The sequence below is a fragment of the Streptomyces sp. NBC_00568 genome, from assembly GCF_026341855.1.
Classification (GTDB): Bacteria; Actinomycetota; Actinomycetes; order Streptomycetales; family Streptomycetaceae; genus Streptomyces.
The window spans coordinates 4,041,265-4,057,921 of record NZ_JAPENW010000001.1; the positions used below are offsets into that span (position 1 = coordinate 4,041,265).

Genomic DNA, 16,657 nt, shown 5'->3' on the forward strand with positions numbered 1-16,657 from the left:
GTCGAATCGTTTCGATGCGTGACGTCGAAGCGCTTCGACGGGGGAAGGTAGGTGGGGGCCGCGGGTGCGTCAATGGGGTGCGCCGGAATTGGGGCAGGGGTTCGACAGGTCGGACGGTGAGGTGTCCGCCGAGCGGACGTCACGGCGTCTGCCCGGCGGGCGGCCGCCGGGCTTCCGGTCCCGGGGTTACGCCCCGCTCCCCGTCCCCTGCGTGGCAGGAGCGGGGACGGGGGCCTCCCCGGCTCGTTCCGTCCTCACGCCCGGCACGGCGGGGACGGTGCCTCCCCAGCTCGTTCCGTCCTCACGCCCGGCACGGCGGGGACCCGGCGTCGCTCCTGGCGCACCACACGTGTCCCCGCACGCGTCCCCCCACCCGTCCTCGCGCCCAGCGCCGCGATGACGAACGCGACCGCCGCCGCCGTGACCGGCACGGTGTATCCCGCGGCCGCTGAGACGTGCTCGACCATCCACCCGCCGGCCGCCGAGCCCCCGGCTATCCCGCCCAGCAGGCCGGTCACCGCGAGGGTCATGCCCTCGTTCAGCCGGCCCTCGGGCGTGCGCCGCTGGACCAGCGTCATCCCGGTGACCATCGTCGGGGCGGTCGCCATGCCCGCCACGAGCAGCGCCGCCGCGAGAACCGTGAGCGAGCCGGTGAGCCGGACGGCGAGCAGGGGCAGCGTCAGCAGGACCGCCATCACCCCGACGCACAGCACATACCGCCGCACGGGGCGCGAGGCGTCGGAGGAGGCGCTCCCCGCGACGGCTCCGTAGAGCAGACCCGCCCCGCACGACCCCGCCGCCTGGAGGGCGAGGACCGCGCCCGCGGCGGACCTGTGCCCCTGCTCGTCGGCGAACGCGACGGTCACCACCTCCATCGCGCCGAAGACCGCGCCGGTGGCGAGGAAGGAGAGGAGCAGCGGGGGCATTCCGGGCGCGAGCACGGGCGAGGCGGACGTCGTACGCGGCTGGGGCGGCGGCTCCGTCGAACGCTGCGCGGTGAAGAGCAGGACGCCCGTCATCAGCAGGGCGGACCCCACCAGCATGCCCGCCTCCGGGGAGAGCGTCCCGCACAGCAGGGCCGCGAGCACCGGGCCCAGCATGAAGCACAGCTCGTCCGCGGCCTGCTCGAAGGAGTTCGCGGTGTGCAGCGCCGCCGCGTCGCCCTCGAGGAGGTGGGCCCAGCGCGCGCGGGACATCCCGCCCGTGTTGGGGGTCGTGGCGGTGGCGGCGTACGCGGCGAAGAGGGTCCAGTCGGGCGCGCCGAGACGCACACACACCACCAGTCCGATCCCGCCCAGCAGTGCGAGCGCCGTGGCGGGCACGGCCACCCGGGCCTGCCCGTGCCGGTCGACGAGACGCGCGGTCCAGGGAGCGACCACCGCCGTCGCCGCCAGACCGGTCGCCGTGACGGCGCCGGCGAGGGCGTACGAGCCCCGCGAACTCGCGATCATGATGACCGCGCTCACGCTGAACATGCCCATGGGCAGCCGTGCGACGAGATTGCCGAGGGTGAAGGCACGGGTGCCGGGCAGTGCGAAGAGACGGCGGTACGGGGTGAGCGGTGACATGGGTGAACCGTCGCCCGGCACCGCGGCAGCGGTCCAACACTTACTCCGTCGCGATTGACGCACCTGGGTTGTAGGTTCGCGTGATGCCTGGCCATCGCCCCCTCCCCGGTCACCTGGACCCCCGTCTCCTGCGCGCGTTCCTCGCCGTCGCCGAGGAGCTGCACTTCACGCGCGCCGCCGCCCGGCTGTACGTCGCCCAGCAGTCCCTGAGCCGCGACATCCGCCGGCTGGAGCGGGAGCTCGGTGCGGAACTGTTCGTGCGGACGACCCGGCAGGTGACGCCGACGGTGGACGCCGAGCGGCTGCTGCCGTACGCGCGCCGCGTGCTGGAGGCGCACGACGCGCTGCTGGACGCCTTCGCGGGGCGAGGCGGCGAGGAGCGGCCGCTGCTCGTCGATGTCAATACGCCCGGCCTGGTCTCCAGCCGCGTCCTCGACCGGGCCCGCGAGCTCGCCCCCGGCAGTGAACTGATGGCCCGCTACGAGACGGGGCTCACCGGCGCTGCGGCGGAGCTGCTCGCCGGACGCCTGGACGCGTCGTTCGGCCGGTTCGCCGGACTCGACCCGGCCGTACGGGCCCGGCTGGAGCAGCGGATCGTGCGCTACGAGCCGATGGCCGTCGTCCTGCCCGAGGACCACCACCTCGCCGCCCTGGACGCGGTGCCGCTGGCCGCGCTCGCGGGCGAGACGGTGTACGCCGGAGCGGGAAACCCCCGGACGCTGGAGTGGACCGACCTGGCGCGTCACCTGTTCGAGGGAAGAGGGATCACGCTCGCTTCACCCGCTCCGGTGGCTCTCGGAGCCGAGGAATTCCAGCGGATCATGGCGAAGAAGCGGACGCCCGTCCTCGCCGTGGTGGAGTTTCCGGCCATGCCCGGAACGGTGACGAAGCCGCTCGTCGATCCCGTTCCTCTGTCACCCGTGTCACTGGTGTGGCGAAAGGGACTTGTGCACCCAGGGATCGATGCGCTCGGGCGAGCAGCCGTCGAACTCGCGACCGAGGAGAAGTGGCTTCTCAGCCCGGAGGAAGGGTGGATTCCGGCCACCGATGCACTCGTTTTGATGAGCTGTACATGAGACGTAACCACACGAGTCCCACCCATGCGCTACATTCTTCGTCCGGGCACGGTGTGATATTGGGGGCGCTCGGGCCGGGTGGGGGCTCGGTCCGGACGACATGGTGAGTTTTGCCCGGAGTCGTCGCGCACCCGTGAACTGTCCCGTGGGGGGAAGCACGTGCGCGTTGAGAACTGGCGGAAAGACGCCCAACCGGCTCGACAAGATGTCGCTCCGCCGGACGGGCGGCTGAACGATTCGTCACCTGGGCTGGAAGCCAAGGAGTCGATCGCCTGGCCGAAGGCCGGCGGTGAAACGGCTTCGTGGCCGGATATGGGAGTTGGCATCAGTCCTGAGCGTGGGGAACGCGCCGAGCGAGCAACCGGCGGACGTTCCGAGCGAACCCCGGAGCCGGAGACCGAGCTGCTCGCTGGTCTCGTGACGGAGGACGAGGCGTTCTCCGGCCGTGCATCCGAGGCGGGATCGCCCTCCGGCCGCGCGCCCGGGGCGTGGTTCACCTCCGCCGGCTCGGCGGACGCCGGGTCCTCCCTCGCCGCCCGTACGGCGGAGACGCGGCCCTTCTTCGACGACGGCCCGGAGACCGAGCTGCTCTCCGGACCCGTGCCGGACCTCGACGGCCCTCTGTCTTCTTCCTGGGAGCGCCCCGACGACCCGGAGCACACGCACGACCCGCACGAGGTCACGGTCCAGCTCGACGGCGCGGGCCGTCGGCTCGACGACTGGCTGGTCCAGCAGGCCAAGGGCGCCCCGACGACCCAGGAGGCCTCGGACGGCCCCGTCTTCGTCGACGAGTCCGGCCGCCGCAGCCGCCGTTTCCGCCGCCTCGGCATGCTCGTCGCCGTGGCCTGCGCGGTCTACGCCGTCGTGATCGTCGCCACGCTCCTGTCCGGCAACTCCAACGCGCCCTGGCTCCCGGTCCCGGGCCAGGAGAAGGACCAGCCCGCCGGCCAGGTCGACACCTCGCCGCTGCCCTCTCAGTCGGTGGACCCGTCCGGCACCGGCGACGCCACCGCGCCCGGCGCGGTGGCGACGGCCAGTGACGGCACGACGCCCTCGCCCGGGTCGACCCCCGCGCCCGGAGCCTCGGACAAGGCCGCCTCCCCGGGCGCGTCCAGCGACCCCGAGCCGACCACGTCGACGACGAAGAAGCCGAAGCCCGGCGCCACCACCAAGGACCCCGACCCGGACCCCGACCCCAGCAACCCGGTGGTCGACCCGCCCACGGACACCGCCCCCGCCACCACCCCCGGCGCCACGGCCGATCCCACGGAGACCGCGGGCACCGGCGGTTCCGCCGGAGCCGGCACCGACGTGGTGGCCTACTCCGTCGTGGTGGCGCCCGTCGCCCAGATCCGCGGGGAGTCCATGCAGTCGGGCGTCCTCAGCTCCCCGTACGCTCTCTCCCTCTCGTCCCCGGAGAACCTCCTCTGATGTCCCGCACCAGCCGTCACGGTCCTGCGCCCAGCGCGCCGGGCCGTGACTCCCGCACCACCCCGAAGCAGGGACGCAACGCCCGGCGCCGACGTCTGCCCATGCGCTTCCTGCTGCCCACGCTCATCCTGGTCGCGCTGATGGCGATGCTGATGCTGCGCGGCTACGTGCACAGCGAGATCCTCGCCGACCACCGCATCCAGCCCGAGGCGGCCACCGACAAGGTGCCGGAGAAGATCCTCGACGGCGGCCCGGTCATCGACACCCGCAGCGGCCGTACGACCAGCCTGAGCGTCCCGGACCACCGTCTCGTCCTCACCTTCGACGACGGCCCGGACCCCACCTGGACCCCGAAGGTCCTGGACGTCCTCAAGGCGCACCACGCCCACGCGGTCTTCTTCGTCACCGGCACCATGGCCTCGCGCTACCCGGAACTCGTCGAGCGCATGGTGAAGGAGGGCCACGAGGTCGGCCTGCACACCTTCAACCACCCCGACCTGTCGTACCAGTCCAAGAAGCGCATCGACTGGGAGCTGTCGCAGAACCAGCTGGCGCTGGAGGGCGCGGCGGGCATCCGTACGTCCCTCTTCCGCCCCCCGTACTCCTCCTTCGCCGACGCCATGGACGACAAGTCCTGGCCGGTGACGCAGTACATCGGCACCCGCGGCTACATCACCGTCGTCAACAACACCGACAGTGAGGACTGGCAGAAGCCGGGCGTCGACGAGATCATCCGCCGGGCCACGCCCAAGGGCGGCAAGGGCGCCATCGTCCTGATGCACGACTCGGGCGGCGACCGCCACCAGACCGTGCAGGCGATCGACAAGTTCGTGCCCGAACTCCAGAAGCAGGGCTACGACTTCCAGAACCTCACCGAAGCGCTGAACGCGCCGAGCGCGCACACCCCGGTGACCGGCCTCGACCTCTGGAAGGGCAAGGCCTGGGTCTTCCTGGTCCAGGCCTCGGAGAAGACCACCGACGTCCTGGTCGTCGGCATCGCGATCATCGGCGTGCTGGTCTTCACCCGCTTCGGCCTGATGCTGCTGCTCTCCGCGGCACACGCCCGCCGGGTCCGCCGCAAGGGCTTCCGCTGGGGCCCGACGACGATCACCGAACCGGTGTCGGTACTGGTCCCGGCGTACAACGAGGCCAAGTGCATCGAGAACACGGTGCACTCCCTCATGGCCAGCGAGCATCCCATCGAGATCATCGTCATCGACGACGGATCGAGCGACGGCACCGCCCGCATCGTCGAGGACCTGCGCCTGCCGAACGTACGCGTCGTGCGCCAGCACAACGCCGGCAAGCCCGCGGCCCTCAACCGGGGTCTGGCGAACGCCAGCCACGAGATCATCGTGATGATGGACGGCGACACGGTCTTCGAACCGGAGACCGTCCGCGAACTCGTCCAGCCCTTCGCCGACCCGCAGGTCGGCGCGGTCGCGGGCAACGCCAAGGTCGGCAACCGCGACTCCCTCATCGGCGCCTGGCAGCACATCGAGTACGTGATGGGCTTCAACCTGGACCGTCGTATGTACGACATCCTGCGCTGCATGCCGACGATCCCGGGCGCGGTGGGAGCCTTCCGCCGCTCCGCCCTGGAGCGCGTCGGCGGCATGAGCGACGACACGCTCGCCGAGGACACCGACATCACGATGGCCCTCCACCGTGACGGCTGGCGCGTCGTCTACACCGAGAAGGCGCGGGCCTGGACGGAGGCGCCGGAGTCCGTCCAGCAGCTCTGGTCGCAGCGCTACCGCTGGTCGTACGGCACCATGCAGGCGATCTGGAAGCACCGCCGAGCCCTGGTCGAACGGGGTCCGTCGGGCCGCTTCGGCCGGGTCGGCCTGCCACTGGTCTCCCTGTTCATGGTCCTGGCCCCGCTGCTCGCGCCCCTGATCGACGTCTTCCTCCTGTACGGCGTCGTCTTCGGCCCGACCCAGAAGACGATCATCGCCTGGCTCGGCGTCCTCGCCGTGCAGGCGGTCTGCGCGGCGTACGCCTTCCGCCTGGACAAAGAACGCATGACCCACCTGATCTCCCTCCCCCTGCAGCAGATCCTCTACCGGCAGTTGATGTACGTCGTCCTGCTCCAGTCCTGGATCACCGCCCTCACCGGCGGCCGGCTGCGCTGGCAGAAGCTGCGCCGCACGGGCGTGGTGGAGGCGCCGGGATCGGTCCCGCGGCAGCGGGCGTCACAGAGCGGGAACGAACGGAGGCCGGTCGGATGACCACGCACGAGTACCCGGTGGGGGCGACTCCGCCGCTGGGCTCCCCGAGGGCGGCGGTCCCGCATCCGTATCCGGGAGCACCGTCGCAGCCGTGGCTGCCCTCGCAGCCGGAGACCTCGCCGGAGCCGGGCCAGAGGCCGGAGCCGGAGTCGTCGGGCCAGGGGCCGGAGCCGGAGCAGAAGCCGGCTCCGCGCCGCCCCGGCCGTGACCGCTACCTGGACCTGCTCCGCTCCATAGCCCTGGTCCGCGTGGTCGCGTACCACCTGTTCGGCTGGGCGTGGCTGACGGTCCTCTTCCCCTCCATGGGCGTGATGTTCGCGCTGGCGGGCTCGCTGATGGCCCGCTCGCTGAAGCGTCCGGCGTGGGGTGTGATCAGGGGCCGCGTGCGGCGACTGCTGCCCCCGCTCTGGGCCTTCAGCGCGGTGGTGCTGGCCCTGATGTTCGCGGGCGGCTGGAACCCCGTGAACGACCCCGACCACGGCGGCACCTGGGGCCTGGTCGACCTGCTCAACTACATCGTCCCGGTCGGCGCCCCGCCGTTCCCCTGGAAGATCGGCTCCGAGTCGGGCCTGCTGGAGGACACCTGGGCGGTCCAGAGCGCGGGCGTGCTCTGGTACCTGCGCGCCTACCTCTGGTTCGTCGTCGCGTCCCCGCTCCTGCTGTGGGCGTTCCGCCGCGTGCCGTGGGCGACGTTGCTGGCTCCGCTCGCCCTCACGGCCGTGGTCGGCACCGGGATCGTCACCATCCCCGGCGAACTGGGCAACGCCATCACCGACTTCGCCGTCTTCGGCGGCTGCTGGGTCCTGGGCTTCGCGCACCATGAGGGGATGCTCACGAAGATCCCGCGGTACATCGCGATCTCGTGCTCGACCCTGATGATGGCCTTCGCTCTGTGGTGGGCCTCGGGCCATCTGGGCCCCGACGGCTGGGACTTGAACGACATCCCGCTCGCCGACGCGATGTGGTCCTTCGGGTTCGTGGTGATCCTGCTCGTGTACAGCCCGTCCTGGCAGACACTGCCGGGCCGCCTCGCCAAGTGGGACAAGCTGGTGACGCTGTCCAACAACCGCGCGGTGACGATCTACCTGTGGCACAACATGCTCATCATGGCCACGGTCCCGATCCTCGACCAGCTGTACAACCTCCCCTTCATGGAGAACGACCGCGCGGTGGCGGCCCTCGACACGACGTACATGCTGTGGATGTTCGTCCTGGTGTGGCCGTTGATCGGTCTGACCATCCTGGCCCTCGGCTGGATCGAGGACATCGCGGCGAAGCGAAGCCCACGGCTCTGGCCGAACGGCTCCCGCGGCCGCAAGCCCGCGGGACGCTCGACGCGGGGGCGTCGGGCTGGGCGACGGGGCTGAGTAACGGGGCTGAGTTGCGAGGCTGAGCAACGAGGTTCTGCCGGGGGCGGTCGAGCAGGTGACCGCCCCCGGGCGGATCCCGGCATCGGCTTCTGCCGGGGTTTCCAGTTTCCAGTTGCAGTCCTTCACGACCGCGGGGCTTTGCGGTGGCCAACTCGGTGACGCCTCCCACCCGCAGGATCACTCAATCGAAGGTTCTGGCCGACCAGTTGGTCACCCTATGAACCGCTATGACCAACTCCTGTTCCCCGCTTCGCACTGGTGTCGTCACACGGGCCCCCGATAGCGTGTTGTTGCCCTCCCGCACCCCACGCCGCACAGGAGCTCGCCGTGAACCGCCGTCCCCGCCTGCTTGTCACAGCCGCCGTCGGAGCGACAGCGGCGCTGCTTTTGACCGCGTGCGGCGGCGGTGACGAGAAGCCGAAGGCCAATGACAAGATCGCCGGGGCGGACACGGGGGGTGGGGCGTCGGCTTCGGCTGAGGCGAGCGCGACGCCATCGAAGGAGGGCGCGGCAGGCCCCGAGATCGCTTTTCCGTCCGGGGTCGAGAACGTCTTCGAGGGTCAGAAGACGGGCAATGCCACCAAGGACGCGGTACTCGCAGCCAACGCCCTAAGCGTCAACTCCATGGATGACGCGATTTTCCAGGGCAGCGTCGATACGAAGGCGCTCGGCTTTTACAACACCGGCAAGGCTCTTGAGGCGGCGATCGCCTACGTCCAGGGGTACCTCGACAAGAACGACACCTGGGTGGGGACAACCCGGTACTTCAACCGCCAGGTGACCCTGTCGGGGGGTGCTGGGGCGAGCGTCGTCTACTGCTCGGACGAGAGCAAGTCGTTTCTCAAGAACCGAAAGACCAAGAAGGTCAAGAACACCCCGACGACGGCCGACAGTTACGTGCTCTACAACGCCAAGCTTGTGAAGAACGGCCAGGGTGTTTGGCAGACGACGAACATCATCTCGGACCGGGGGGCCAAGGTATGCCAGCCGTGAAGCGATCGTCCAAGGTAGTGACAGCTGCGACGTTGATGGCCTTGGTGGCGTTGACGCCCGGCGCCGCGCACGCCGGTGGACGTGGCGGTGACGGCAACGTGGGCCAGACGGATACGCGTGGCGACTCGGACGGCGACGGCAATCTCTCCGCGACGGCGGGCGCTGTCGTGTTCGATCGTTCGAAGAACGGGTCGGGTGGTTCTGCGGGTCCGGTGACGTCTTCGTCGGGTACGTGGACTCCGCCTGCGTGTTACTACGCTCCGAAGTACACGCCGGATCAGCTGCAGAAGTATCTGGAGCCGATCTGGAATGCGGAGTCGACGGGACCTCAGTGGGACTTGGAGCAGCGCGACAAGTACGTCAATGGCGGCGAGGCGAAGGATTTCAACAAGGCCAAGGCCGGTAAGGGCTATTGGTGGGACTCGTACGTCACTGAGGGTCGTGAGGGTGATCCGGGCGCGTTGAAGTGCACCAAGGACATCTTCTGGGTGGACACGGGTGAGGCTCCGCCGGCGGATGCCCCGGAGGCGATCACCCCGGAGATGTTGGCGCAGCTGGCGTATGCGGAGATACGGGTGCCGTCGACGAAGGTGGACCTCGCTCCGGAGGGCACGACGAAGGTGAATCTGCCGACGTGGGCGTGGCTGGACACCGCGAAGTTCAAGCCGGTGTCGGTGACGGCGTCGGTGCCCCTGCTGAACGTGACCGCGACGACGACCGCGGAGCCGGTCTCACTGGAGATCGACCCGGGGACGGACGACGCCACGACGTATCCCGCCTCGGGCGTCTGCCCGATATCGGGCGATCACATCGGTGAGGCGTACGCGAAGGGCAAGGCGAAGGAGACACCCCCTTGTGGGGTGAAGTACCTCCGCTCTTCGGGCGATGGCTCTTACCAGTTGAGGGCGACGATCACCTGGAAGATCCACTGGACGGGCACCGGTATACCCGACGAGCGAGACCTGCCGGACGGCACGTTCGGGGCCGATCAGGACGTCGTCGTGCAAGAGATCCAATCCGTCAACCGTTGAGTCCGGCCCTCCGGACTCACTGAGATCCGGAAGAGGCAGAGGGCGTGGCGGAGCGGTTGGCCGTTGACGGCGATGAGCTGTCGCACTTCATGAAGATGCTCAGGTTGTCGACCGACTCGTTGAAGGGCCTGCGCAAGGCGTTGGAGGACGCCACGGTCAGCGGTCTGGGCACGGACGATCTCGACTGCGCCTGCGAGGACTTCCAGGACAACTGGAAGTACGGAGCCGATCAGATCGGTGAGCAGACCGAGGACCTGGCCAAGATCATCGGCAAGAGCAGGGACAGCTACCGTGAGGTGGACAAGGCCCTGGAACAAGCCCTGAAGAAGGCCGGCGCCGGCAGCGGCAGGGGCGGCGGTACGAGGTGACGTACCCGCCCGGGGACACAGGGGCGGCGCTCGATCCGCAGTCCCGCACCGACCGCGCGAAGCCACAGGGCCTCAAGTCGGCCCCGCACATCCCCAACCCCGACTACCCGCACCTCGGGTTCAATCCGGTGCCGGGCAGTACGGAGACGGTGAGCGACCTGCGCAAGAAGCTCACGGGATGCGCGAAGGTCCTCGAAGAGACGCACGACCTCGTCACCAAGCTGATGGACGGCAGCTACTGGAAGGGCGACGCCGCCGTCGCCTTCCGCGAGCAGCTGGACGGCGGTCCGCTCCCCCTGAACCTGAGGAACGCCGCACGCTCCATTCGCAAGGCGGCCGGACAACTCGACCGCTGGGAAGGCGAACTCGACGACTTCCAGCGGCGAGCCAAGCGGCTCGAAGAGGACGCGAAGGAAGCGCAGGCCGCCGTGGACCGGGCGAAGGGCCACGCCACCGAGGCGGGTGACAGCCCCGACCTGGACAAGCAGGGTGCGGGGCGCGACGAGGCACAGAAGGCCCTGACCAAGGCGAACGCGGCGGTGGAGGACGCCGAGGACGCCCTCCGGAAGATCCGCGGCAGGGCGCGGAATCTCGCGGACGAACACGAGCACCAGGCCCAGCACCGAGCGGGCAAGATCCGTGACGCCACGAAGAAGCTGGCCCCGCATGAGCCGGGCTGGTTCGACTCGGCACTCGACTGGCTGAGTGAGAATCTGCCGGACATTCTGAGCACGGTAGGTGCCGTGATCGGGCTGGTCGCGTTGTTCGTTGTGTCGGGGGGTACGGCTGCGGCGGTGTTGTTGCTTGCTGCGGGGGCGTTGAGCGCGACGGCGTTGACTCTCCGCATCGCTGAACACCCCACGGTGTGGGCGTCGCTGAGAGACGGCTTCGCCAAGGGCGAGCTCGATACCGACTTCTGGAGCAATCTCGTGACCGTCGGCGGCGACGCCCTCGGCATGGTTCCCGGCATCGGCGCGGTGGGCAAAGGTGCCGCTGCCGGTCTTCGGGCCACCGGCGAGGCGGGAGAAGCGGTCTCGCTCGGGCAACGGGTCATCCGATTCGGAAGCAGCACCATAGAACATGCGAAATCCATTTCGGACCTGGACAATGCGCTGCTCGGTTTCACGATTCGCGGCGCCAGAGCGGCACAGATCACGAAGGCGGTTGAGTTCACCTCCGCCTCGATGGGTGTGGGCACTGCGGGCTTCGGCCTGGTCATGACCGCTGTGGACACCGATGACGATGGGATCAAGGACGGCTCCGTGGCGAGTATCGACGGCGCAAGGCTTGGCCTCGACGTCGGAGGGCTCGCCGATATCGCCCGCCATGTTTTCTGAGATCCGAACAGAGAGAGCCAATGGCATGGACCCGACCGACTGCCCCACCGCATGGGACCACCCGCCGACCAGGAGGGCCTGGACTCAGCACATGGTTTTGATCGTCCTGCGTCTGGTGGGCTGGATCTCTGTCTGGATCGGGTCGTTGGCTGTGCTGGTGGTGTTCCTGTCTCCGGGATTCACCCCGCTCTTCATCCCTTTGCTGGGCTATGCAACCTTCCGAGCCGTCCTCCAACTCGCCTACATCCGCCCCTCCATCCAGATCCAGCGCGTCCTCTGGCAGTACCCCTGGCAATTCCTCACCGGCGTTCCTCGGGGCCGGAACAAGCATCCGCAGGCTCAAGAGGACGAGATGTGGCTGGAGGTGCCCAATCCGGAGGACCCGGGAGAGCAGATCCCGCTGCTGTTCCTTTCCGGCATGCGTACCTTCTGGTGGATGCGACGCTTCGGTACGGCTCGTACGAAGCCGGAACTGAAGGCGCAGATCGAGCCGCTCTGGTTCGCCGGTGACCCCCGCTTCATTGCCGTCATCGCTGCCAGCGGCCGCAACCGCGAGGCACCCAAGAGGCTTCATCTGCTCTATCAGCGCGCAGCGACGGGCCGCCGGGGCGTCGAGCCGACCGACTGGAACGCAAGCCCGGCCGCCCTCGAACGTGCCCGCCGCTCCGGCGCTCATGTTCCCGACGTGGTGCGCCCGCACCCGCGTACGTACTGACTCGTACCTGGCAGGACTCGATGACCACGGTCCCCCATTTCACCGTCGCGGACTCGGCCGAAGACCCCGAGGCCGATGTCTGGTTCGCGGAACCCGCAGGCTTCACCGCCGTGCCTCTCGATGCGCTGCTCCCCTTACCGGACTCCGCAGCTGCCGGTGATCTGCGCACCGCTCTCGCCCCGTTTCTGGAGTCGGCTCCCGACGACGTGGCCCGACAGCGGTTCATCGCTGAGTTCGCACAGGGGCAGCAACTGCTCGGCGCTCTGCGGGAAGCCGGAACCGTCCATTGCTCGATCGGGTTGCACCGCGACGACGTCGATGAGGGGGCTGCGAGCAGCGGCCGGCCGCTCTTGTCGTTCTTCACCGTGTCCTGGCGGGCAACGGCGGTGTCGCCGCGAGCTGTGACAGCCGCTCGGGCGGTGAGCGGCCTCGACGCGCAGGCGCGCGTCGCATACGCCGAACTGCCTTGTGGCCCGGCCACGTTCAGCGAAACCATGCGTACTCCCAGGGCCGGCAGCAGCCTCCCTCAGCTGCCTCTGGTCCAGTTCCATGCCCACCTGCCGCACCCGGACTGCAGACGACTGGCGGTGTTCACGTTGAGCACGACGGCTGTCGGGCACCGTGAGCAGTACCGCGCGATCCTCCGCCACATCACCGCCCTGGCCACCTTCGACAATCCTCTGGCCCCCGGCAGCTGAGGCGTTGCGTGTTCGCAGGTGGGAGGTCATGGCGGTCCGTCAGGAACCGAGAGGACCACGGTTGTTACGCCGAGGGGGCTACTGAACGGAGGGCTTTGCGGACGCCAACTCGGTGATGTGCCTCACGGTGCAGCGTCACTCGATCGAAGGTTCTGAGCGGCCGGTTGGCCACGCTATGAGGCTCTATGTGCAGCCCCTGTGCTCTGCGATGGCGCCATTCGCACTGGTGTCGTCGCACGAGCCCCCGATAGCGTGTTGTTGCCCTTCCGCACCCCACGTCGCACAGGAGTCTGCCGTGAACCGCCGTCCCCGCTTGTTTGTCACAGCCGCCGTCGGAGCGACAGCGGCGCTGCTTTTGACCGCGTGCGGCGGCGGTGACGAGAAGCCGAAGGCCAACGACAAGATCGCCGGGGCGGACACCGGGAGTGAGACGTCGGCTTCGCCTGAGGCGAGCGCGACGAAATCCGCGGGGCGCCCGAAGATCGAGCTGCCGTCGGATCTCCACTACAACTTCGAGTGGCGTAAGACGGGCGACAAGGACAAGGACGCCGTGTTGGCGGACAGCGAGCAGTCCATCAAGGCTGTCGATCTGGCCATCGCCAACCAAGACGCCCTAGACAAGGCATATCTCTTCTACTACGAGGGTGAAGCAGCCGCTGAAACTCAGAAGTTTATCGAAGCCTACGTCAAGGCTAAGGCTCGCACGACTGGGGCCTATCGATATTACGACGCGGCGGTAAACGTGGATAGCTCTGGCAGTGCATCGCTTGTGTACTGCGAGGACCAGAGTAAGGCGTACGACATGTATCTGAAGCCGAAGAAGGTCGATAGGACGGCTGTCACGAAGAACAGCTACGTGCTCTACAACACCCAGCTACACAAGGACGACAGAGGTGTATGGACCATCGAGAAACTTCTTTCCCAGAGGGGGAGTGCAAAGTGCCAGCCCTGAGCGCGGGTTCACGAGTTCTGATCTCCTCTGCGCTGGTCGGTTCCATCTGTCTGAGTGCCGCTCCCGCCATGGCCGATAACAAGATCGGCGGCGGTGCTCAAACGCCTCCTTCCAGTGGCAAAGCATCCGGGGATTCGGACGGCAAGGGCAACCTCTCGGCGACGGCGGGTGCTGTCGTGTTCGATCGTTCGAAGAACGGGTCGGGTGGTTCTGCGGGTCCGGTGACGTCCTCGTCGGGTACGTGGACTCCGCCTGCGTGTTACTACGCTCCGAAGTACACGCCGGATCAGCTGCAGAAGTATCTGGAGCCGATCTGGAATGCGGAGTCGACGGGGCCTCAGTGGGACTTGGAGCAGCGCGACAAGTACGTCAATGGCGGCGAGGCGAAGGATTTCAACAAGGCCAAGGCCGGCAAAGGCTATTGGTGGGACTCGTACGTCACTGAAGGGCGTGAGGGTGATCCGGGCGCGTTGAAGTGCACCAAGGGCATCTTCTGGGTGGACACGGGTGAGGCTCCGCCGGCGGATGCCCCGGAGGCGATCACGCCGGAGATGTTGGCGCAGCTGGCGTATGCGGAAATACGGGTGCCGTCGACGAAGGTGGACCTCGCTCCGGAGGGCACGACGAAGGTGAATCTGCCGACGTGGGCGTGGCTGGACACCGCGAAGTTCAAGCCGGTGTCGGTGACGGCGTCGGTGCCCCTGCTGAACGTGACCGCGACGACGACCGCTGAGCCGGTCTCACTCAAGATTGATCCCGGTACGGCAGACGCGGAGACGTATCCCGCTTCCGGCGTGTGTGAGATCACCGGCGATCACATCGGTGAGGCGTACGCGAAGGGCAAGGCCAAGGAGACGCCGCCCTGTGGGGTGAAGTACCTCCGTTCCTCGGGCGATGGCTCGTACCAGTTGAGGGCGACCATCACCTGGAAGATCCACTGGACGGGCACCGGCGTCCCTGAAGAGCGAGGCCTGCCGGACGGCACGTTCGGGGCCGATCAGGACGTCGTGGTGCAAGAGATCCAATCCGTCAATAGGTAGGGCCGGTTGGCAGCGGAGGTGTGGGCGGACCGTGATGACGGCCCGCCCCCTCTGGGGCGGCATTTCACACACCCCCGCGGGTCGGGGTCTCGCCGATCGGAAGATAATGTTCCGTCTCCGCGGGTGTGCGATCGAGGAGTAGGACGCGTGGCAGAGCGCTTGGCCGTTGACGGCGATGAGCTTGAGCACTTCATGAAGATGCTCAACAAGTCGGCCGATTCGCTGAAGGGTCTACGCAAGGCATTGAGCGACGCGACCGTCACAGGACTTGGTACCGATGATCTGGACTCCGCCTGCGAGGACTTCCAGGACGACTGGAAGTACGGCGCCGAGGAGGTCGGTCAACAGACCGAGGACCTGGCCAAGATCGTGGGCCAGAGCAAGGACAGCTACCGCGAGGTCGACAAGGCGCTGGAGGAAGCGCTGAAGAAGTCCAGGAGTGCGAAGGGAAAGGGTTCGCAGTGACGTACGCCCCGGGGATCGAGACCACCCCGCCCTCCGACTCCGCAGCGCGGCGCAATGGCGATCTCCCGCAGGGTATGAAGTCCACGCCGTACGACCCCGCCATTCCGAACCCCGACTACCCTCATCTGGGGTTCAATCCGGTGCCGGGCAGCACCGAGACCGTACGGGCTCTGCACAAGAAGCTCGCCAACTGCGCCAAGGTGCTCGAAGAGACACATGGCCTCGTCACGAAGCTGATGGAGGGCAGCTACTGGAAGGGTGACGCGGCCGTCGCCTTCCGGGAGCAACTCGACGGCGGCCCGCTGCCGTTGAACCTGAAGAACGCGGCGCACTCGGTGCGCAAGGCGGCGAGGCAGCTCGACTGCTGGGAAGGCGAGCTCGACGACTTCCAACGGCGTGCAAAGCGCCTGGAGGAAGACGCCAAAGAGGCACAGGCCGCGGTGGATTCGGCTCAAGGTCGCGCGAGCAAGGCGGGCGACGATCCCGACCTGGACAAGGCAGGCTCCCGACACGACTCCGCCCAGAAGGCGCTGACCCACGCGAACAGCGCCGTCGACGACGCCAAGGATGAACTGGAGAAGATCCGGGGCAAGGCGCGGAAGCTCGCGGAGGAGCACGAGCACCAGGCTCGCGTCCGGGCCGGCAAGATCCGCGACGCCACGAAGAAACTCGCGCCCCATGAGCCGGGATTCTTCGACGAGGCACTGGACTGGATCACAGACAACCTGCCGGACATCCTCAGTTGGACTGCCGCTGCGCTCGCGATCATCGCGCTGTTCGTGGTCACGGGTGGCACGGCGGCCGCGGTGCTGTTGCTGGTCGCTGCCACGCTGAGCGCGGGAGCGGTTGCCACACGCCTGATGGATCCCGTGGTCTGGGAGTCCTTGAAAGACGGTTTCACCAAAGGTGAGCTCGACGCGGACTTCTGGAGCAACCTGATCGGTGTAACGGCTGATGGGCTCGGAGCTCTGCCGGGAATCGGGGCTGTTGGCAAAGGCGCCTCTGCGGCGTGGCACGTGGCGGGAGAGGCAGGTGAAGTCCTCACCGTCGGACAGAGGCTCGCTACGTTCGGAGGCAAGACGATGGGGGCCGCTCGTGAACTTGCCGACCTGAAGAACCCGTTCACAGAATGGGCGGTCACCAAAGCGCCTCGTCTGACAAAGGCTGTAGAGATGGCCGAGAAATCGGCTCCTTGGGCCGGTCTCGCAACCGCCAGTTATGGGCTTTCCGCGAGCTTGGCGGACTCCTTGGACAACGATACGGTGGCCAACGTCGGTACGGCGATTGACGGCACATTCCTGGGGCCGATTGACGGCGCTGAAACAGTGGATCTGATCCGTCGCTTCTTTCAGTGATGTTCGTATCTGTGGCCCGGATTGTTC

At 68.0% G+C, this 16,657-nt stretch carries 15 protein-coding genes; 14 read left to right on the forward strand and 1 reads right to left on the reverse strand.

Annotated elements, in window-relative coordinates:
• Positions 1 to 254: 254 nt before the first annotated feature.
• Positions 255 to 1,568 carry an MFS transporter gene (locus OOK38_RS17595; protein WP_266759343.1) on the reverse strand — a complete coding sequence of 438 codons (1,314 nt, stop codon included), beginning with the start codon at positions 1,566 to 1,568 and terminating at the stop codon, positions 255 to 257.
• Between the two features lie 83 nt (positions 1,569 to 1,651).
• On the opposite strand from OOK38_RS17595, the gene OOK38_RS17600 reads away from it, so the two are divergent.
• The 14 genes from OOK38_RS17600 (at position 1,652) to OOK38_RS17665 (ending at position 16,630) form a co-directional block, all read left to right on the forward strand.
• Positions 1,652 to 2,644 carry a LysR family transcriptional regulator gene (locus OOK38_RS17600; RefSeq protein WP_266759341.1) on the forward strand — a complete coding sequence of 331 codons (993 nt, stop codon included), beginning with the start codon at positions 1,652 to 1,654 and terminating at the stop codon, positions 2,642 to 2,644.
• Between the two features lie 417 nt (positions 2,645 to 3,061).
• The gene (locus OOK38_RS17605) at positions 3,062 to 4,075 is read left to right on the forward strand and encodes a hypothetical protein (protein ID WP_266759340.1); all 1,014 of its coding nucleotides are present in this window, start codon (positions 3,062 to 3,064) and stop codon (positions 4,073 to 4,075) included.
• Between the two features lie 101 nt (positions 4,076 to 4,176).
• Positions 4,177 to 6,306 (forward strand): glycosyltransferase, encoded by a 2,130-nt coding sequence (locus tag OOK38_RS17610; protein WP_266765707.1) that lies wholly within the window; start codon positions 4,177 to 4,179, stop codon positions 6,304 to 6,306.
• On the forward strand, positions 6,303 to 7,673 hold the full coding sequence (locus OOK38_RS17615; protein WP_266759338.1) for an acyltransferase family protein: 1,371 nt from the start codon (positions 6,303 to 6,305) through the stop codon (positions 7,671 to 7,673). Before OOK38_RS17610 ends, OOK38_RS17615 begins: the two co-directional genes overlap by 4 nt.
• Before the next feature lie 330 nt (positions 7,674 to 8,003).
• Entirely contained in the window at positions 8,004 to 8,669 is a 666-nt protein-coding gene (locus OOK38_RS17620) for a hypothetical protein (RefSeq protein ID WP_266759336.1), read from the forward strand.
• On the forward strand, positions 8,657 to 9,700 hold the full coding sequence (locus OOK38_RS17625; RefSeq protein WP_266759334.1) for a hypothetical protein: 1,044 nt from the start codon (positions 8,657 to 8,659) through the stop codon (positions 9,698 to 9,700). The genes OOK38_RS17620 and OOK38_RS17625 overlap by 13 nt, the downstream gene beginning before the upstream one ends.
• A 44-nt stretch (positions 9,701 to 9,744) precedes the next feature.
• A complete protein-coding gene (locus OOK38_RS17630) occupies positions 9,745 to 10,068 on the forward strand; it encodes a hypothetical protein (RefSeq protein WP_266759332.1) in 324 nt (107 codons plus the stop codon).
• On the forward strand, positions 10,065 to 11,405 hold the full coding sequence (locus OOK38_RS17635) for a hypothetical protein (protein ID WP_266759330.1): 1,341 nt from the start codon (positions 10,065 to 10,067) through the stop codon (positions 11,403 to 11,405). Before OOK38_RS17630 ends, OOK38_RS17635 begins: the two co-directional genes overlap by 4 nt.
• Positions 11,406 to 11,430: 25 nt before the next feature.
• The gene (locus OOK38_RS17640) at positions 11,431 to 12,120 is read left to right on the forward strand and encodes a hypothetical protein (protein WP_266759329.1); all 690 of its coding nucleotides are present in this window, start codon (positions 11,431 to 11,433) and stop codon (positions 12,118 to 12,120) included.
• Between the two features lie 20 nt (positions 12,121 to 12,140).
• Positions 12,141 to 12,818, forward strand: coding sequence for a hypothetical protein (locus OOK38_RS17645; protein ID WP_266759327.1), 678 nt, complete (start codon positions 12,141 to 12,143; stop codon positions 12,816 to 12,818).
• A gap of 295 nt (positions 12,819 to 13,113) precedes the next feature.
• Complete coding sequence (locus tag OOK38_RS17650; RefSeq protein WP_266759325.1) at positions 13,114 to 13,770, forward strand: hypothetical protein; 657 nt, start codon at positions 13,114 to 13,116, stop codon at positions 13,768 to 13,770.
• Complete coding sequence (locus OOK38_RS17655) at positions 13,758 to 14,810, forward strand: hypothetical protein (protein ID WP_266759323.1); 1,053 nt, start codon at positions 13,758 to 13,760, stop codon at positions 14,808 to 14,810. Before OOK38_RS17650 ends, OOK38_RS17655 begins: the two co-directional genes overlap by 13 nt.
• A 147-nt stretch (positions 14,811 to 14,957) precedes the next feature.
• Positions 14,958 to 15,275 (forward strand): type VII secretion target, encoded by a 318-nt coding sequence (locus OOK38_RS17660; RefSeq protein ID WP_266759321.1) that lies wholly within the window; start codon positions 14,958 to 14,960, stop codon positions 15,273 to 15,275.
• Positions 15,272 to 16,630, forward strand: coding sequence for a hypothetical protein (locus tag OOK38_RS17665; RefSeq protein WP_266759319.1), 1,359 nt, complete (start codon positions 15,272 to 15,274; stop codon positions 16,628 to 16,630). The genes OOK38_RS17660 and OOK38_RS17665 overlap by 4 nt, the downstream gene beginning before the upstream one ends.
• Positions 16,631 to 16,657: the final 27 nt, after the last annotated feature.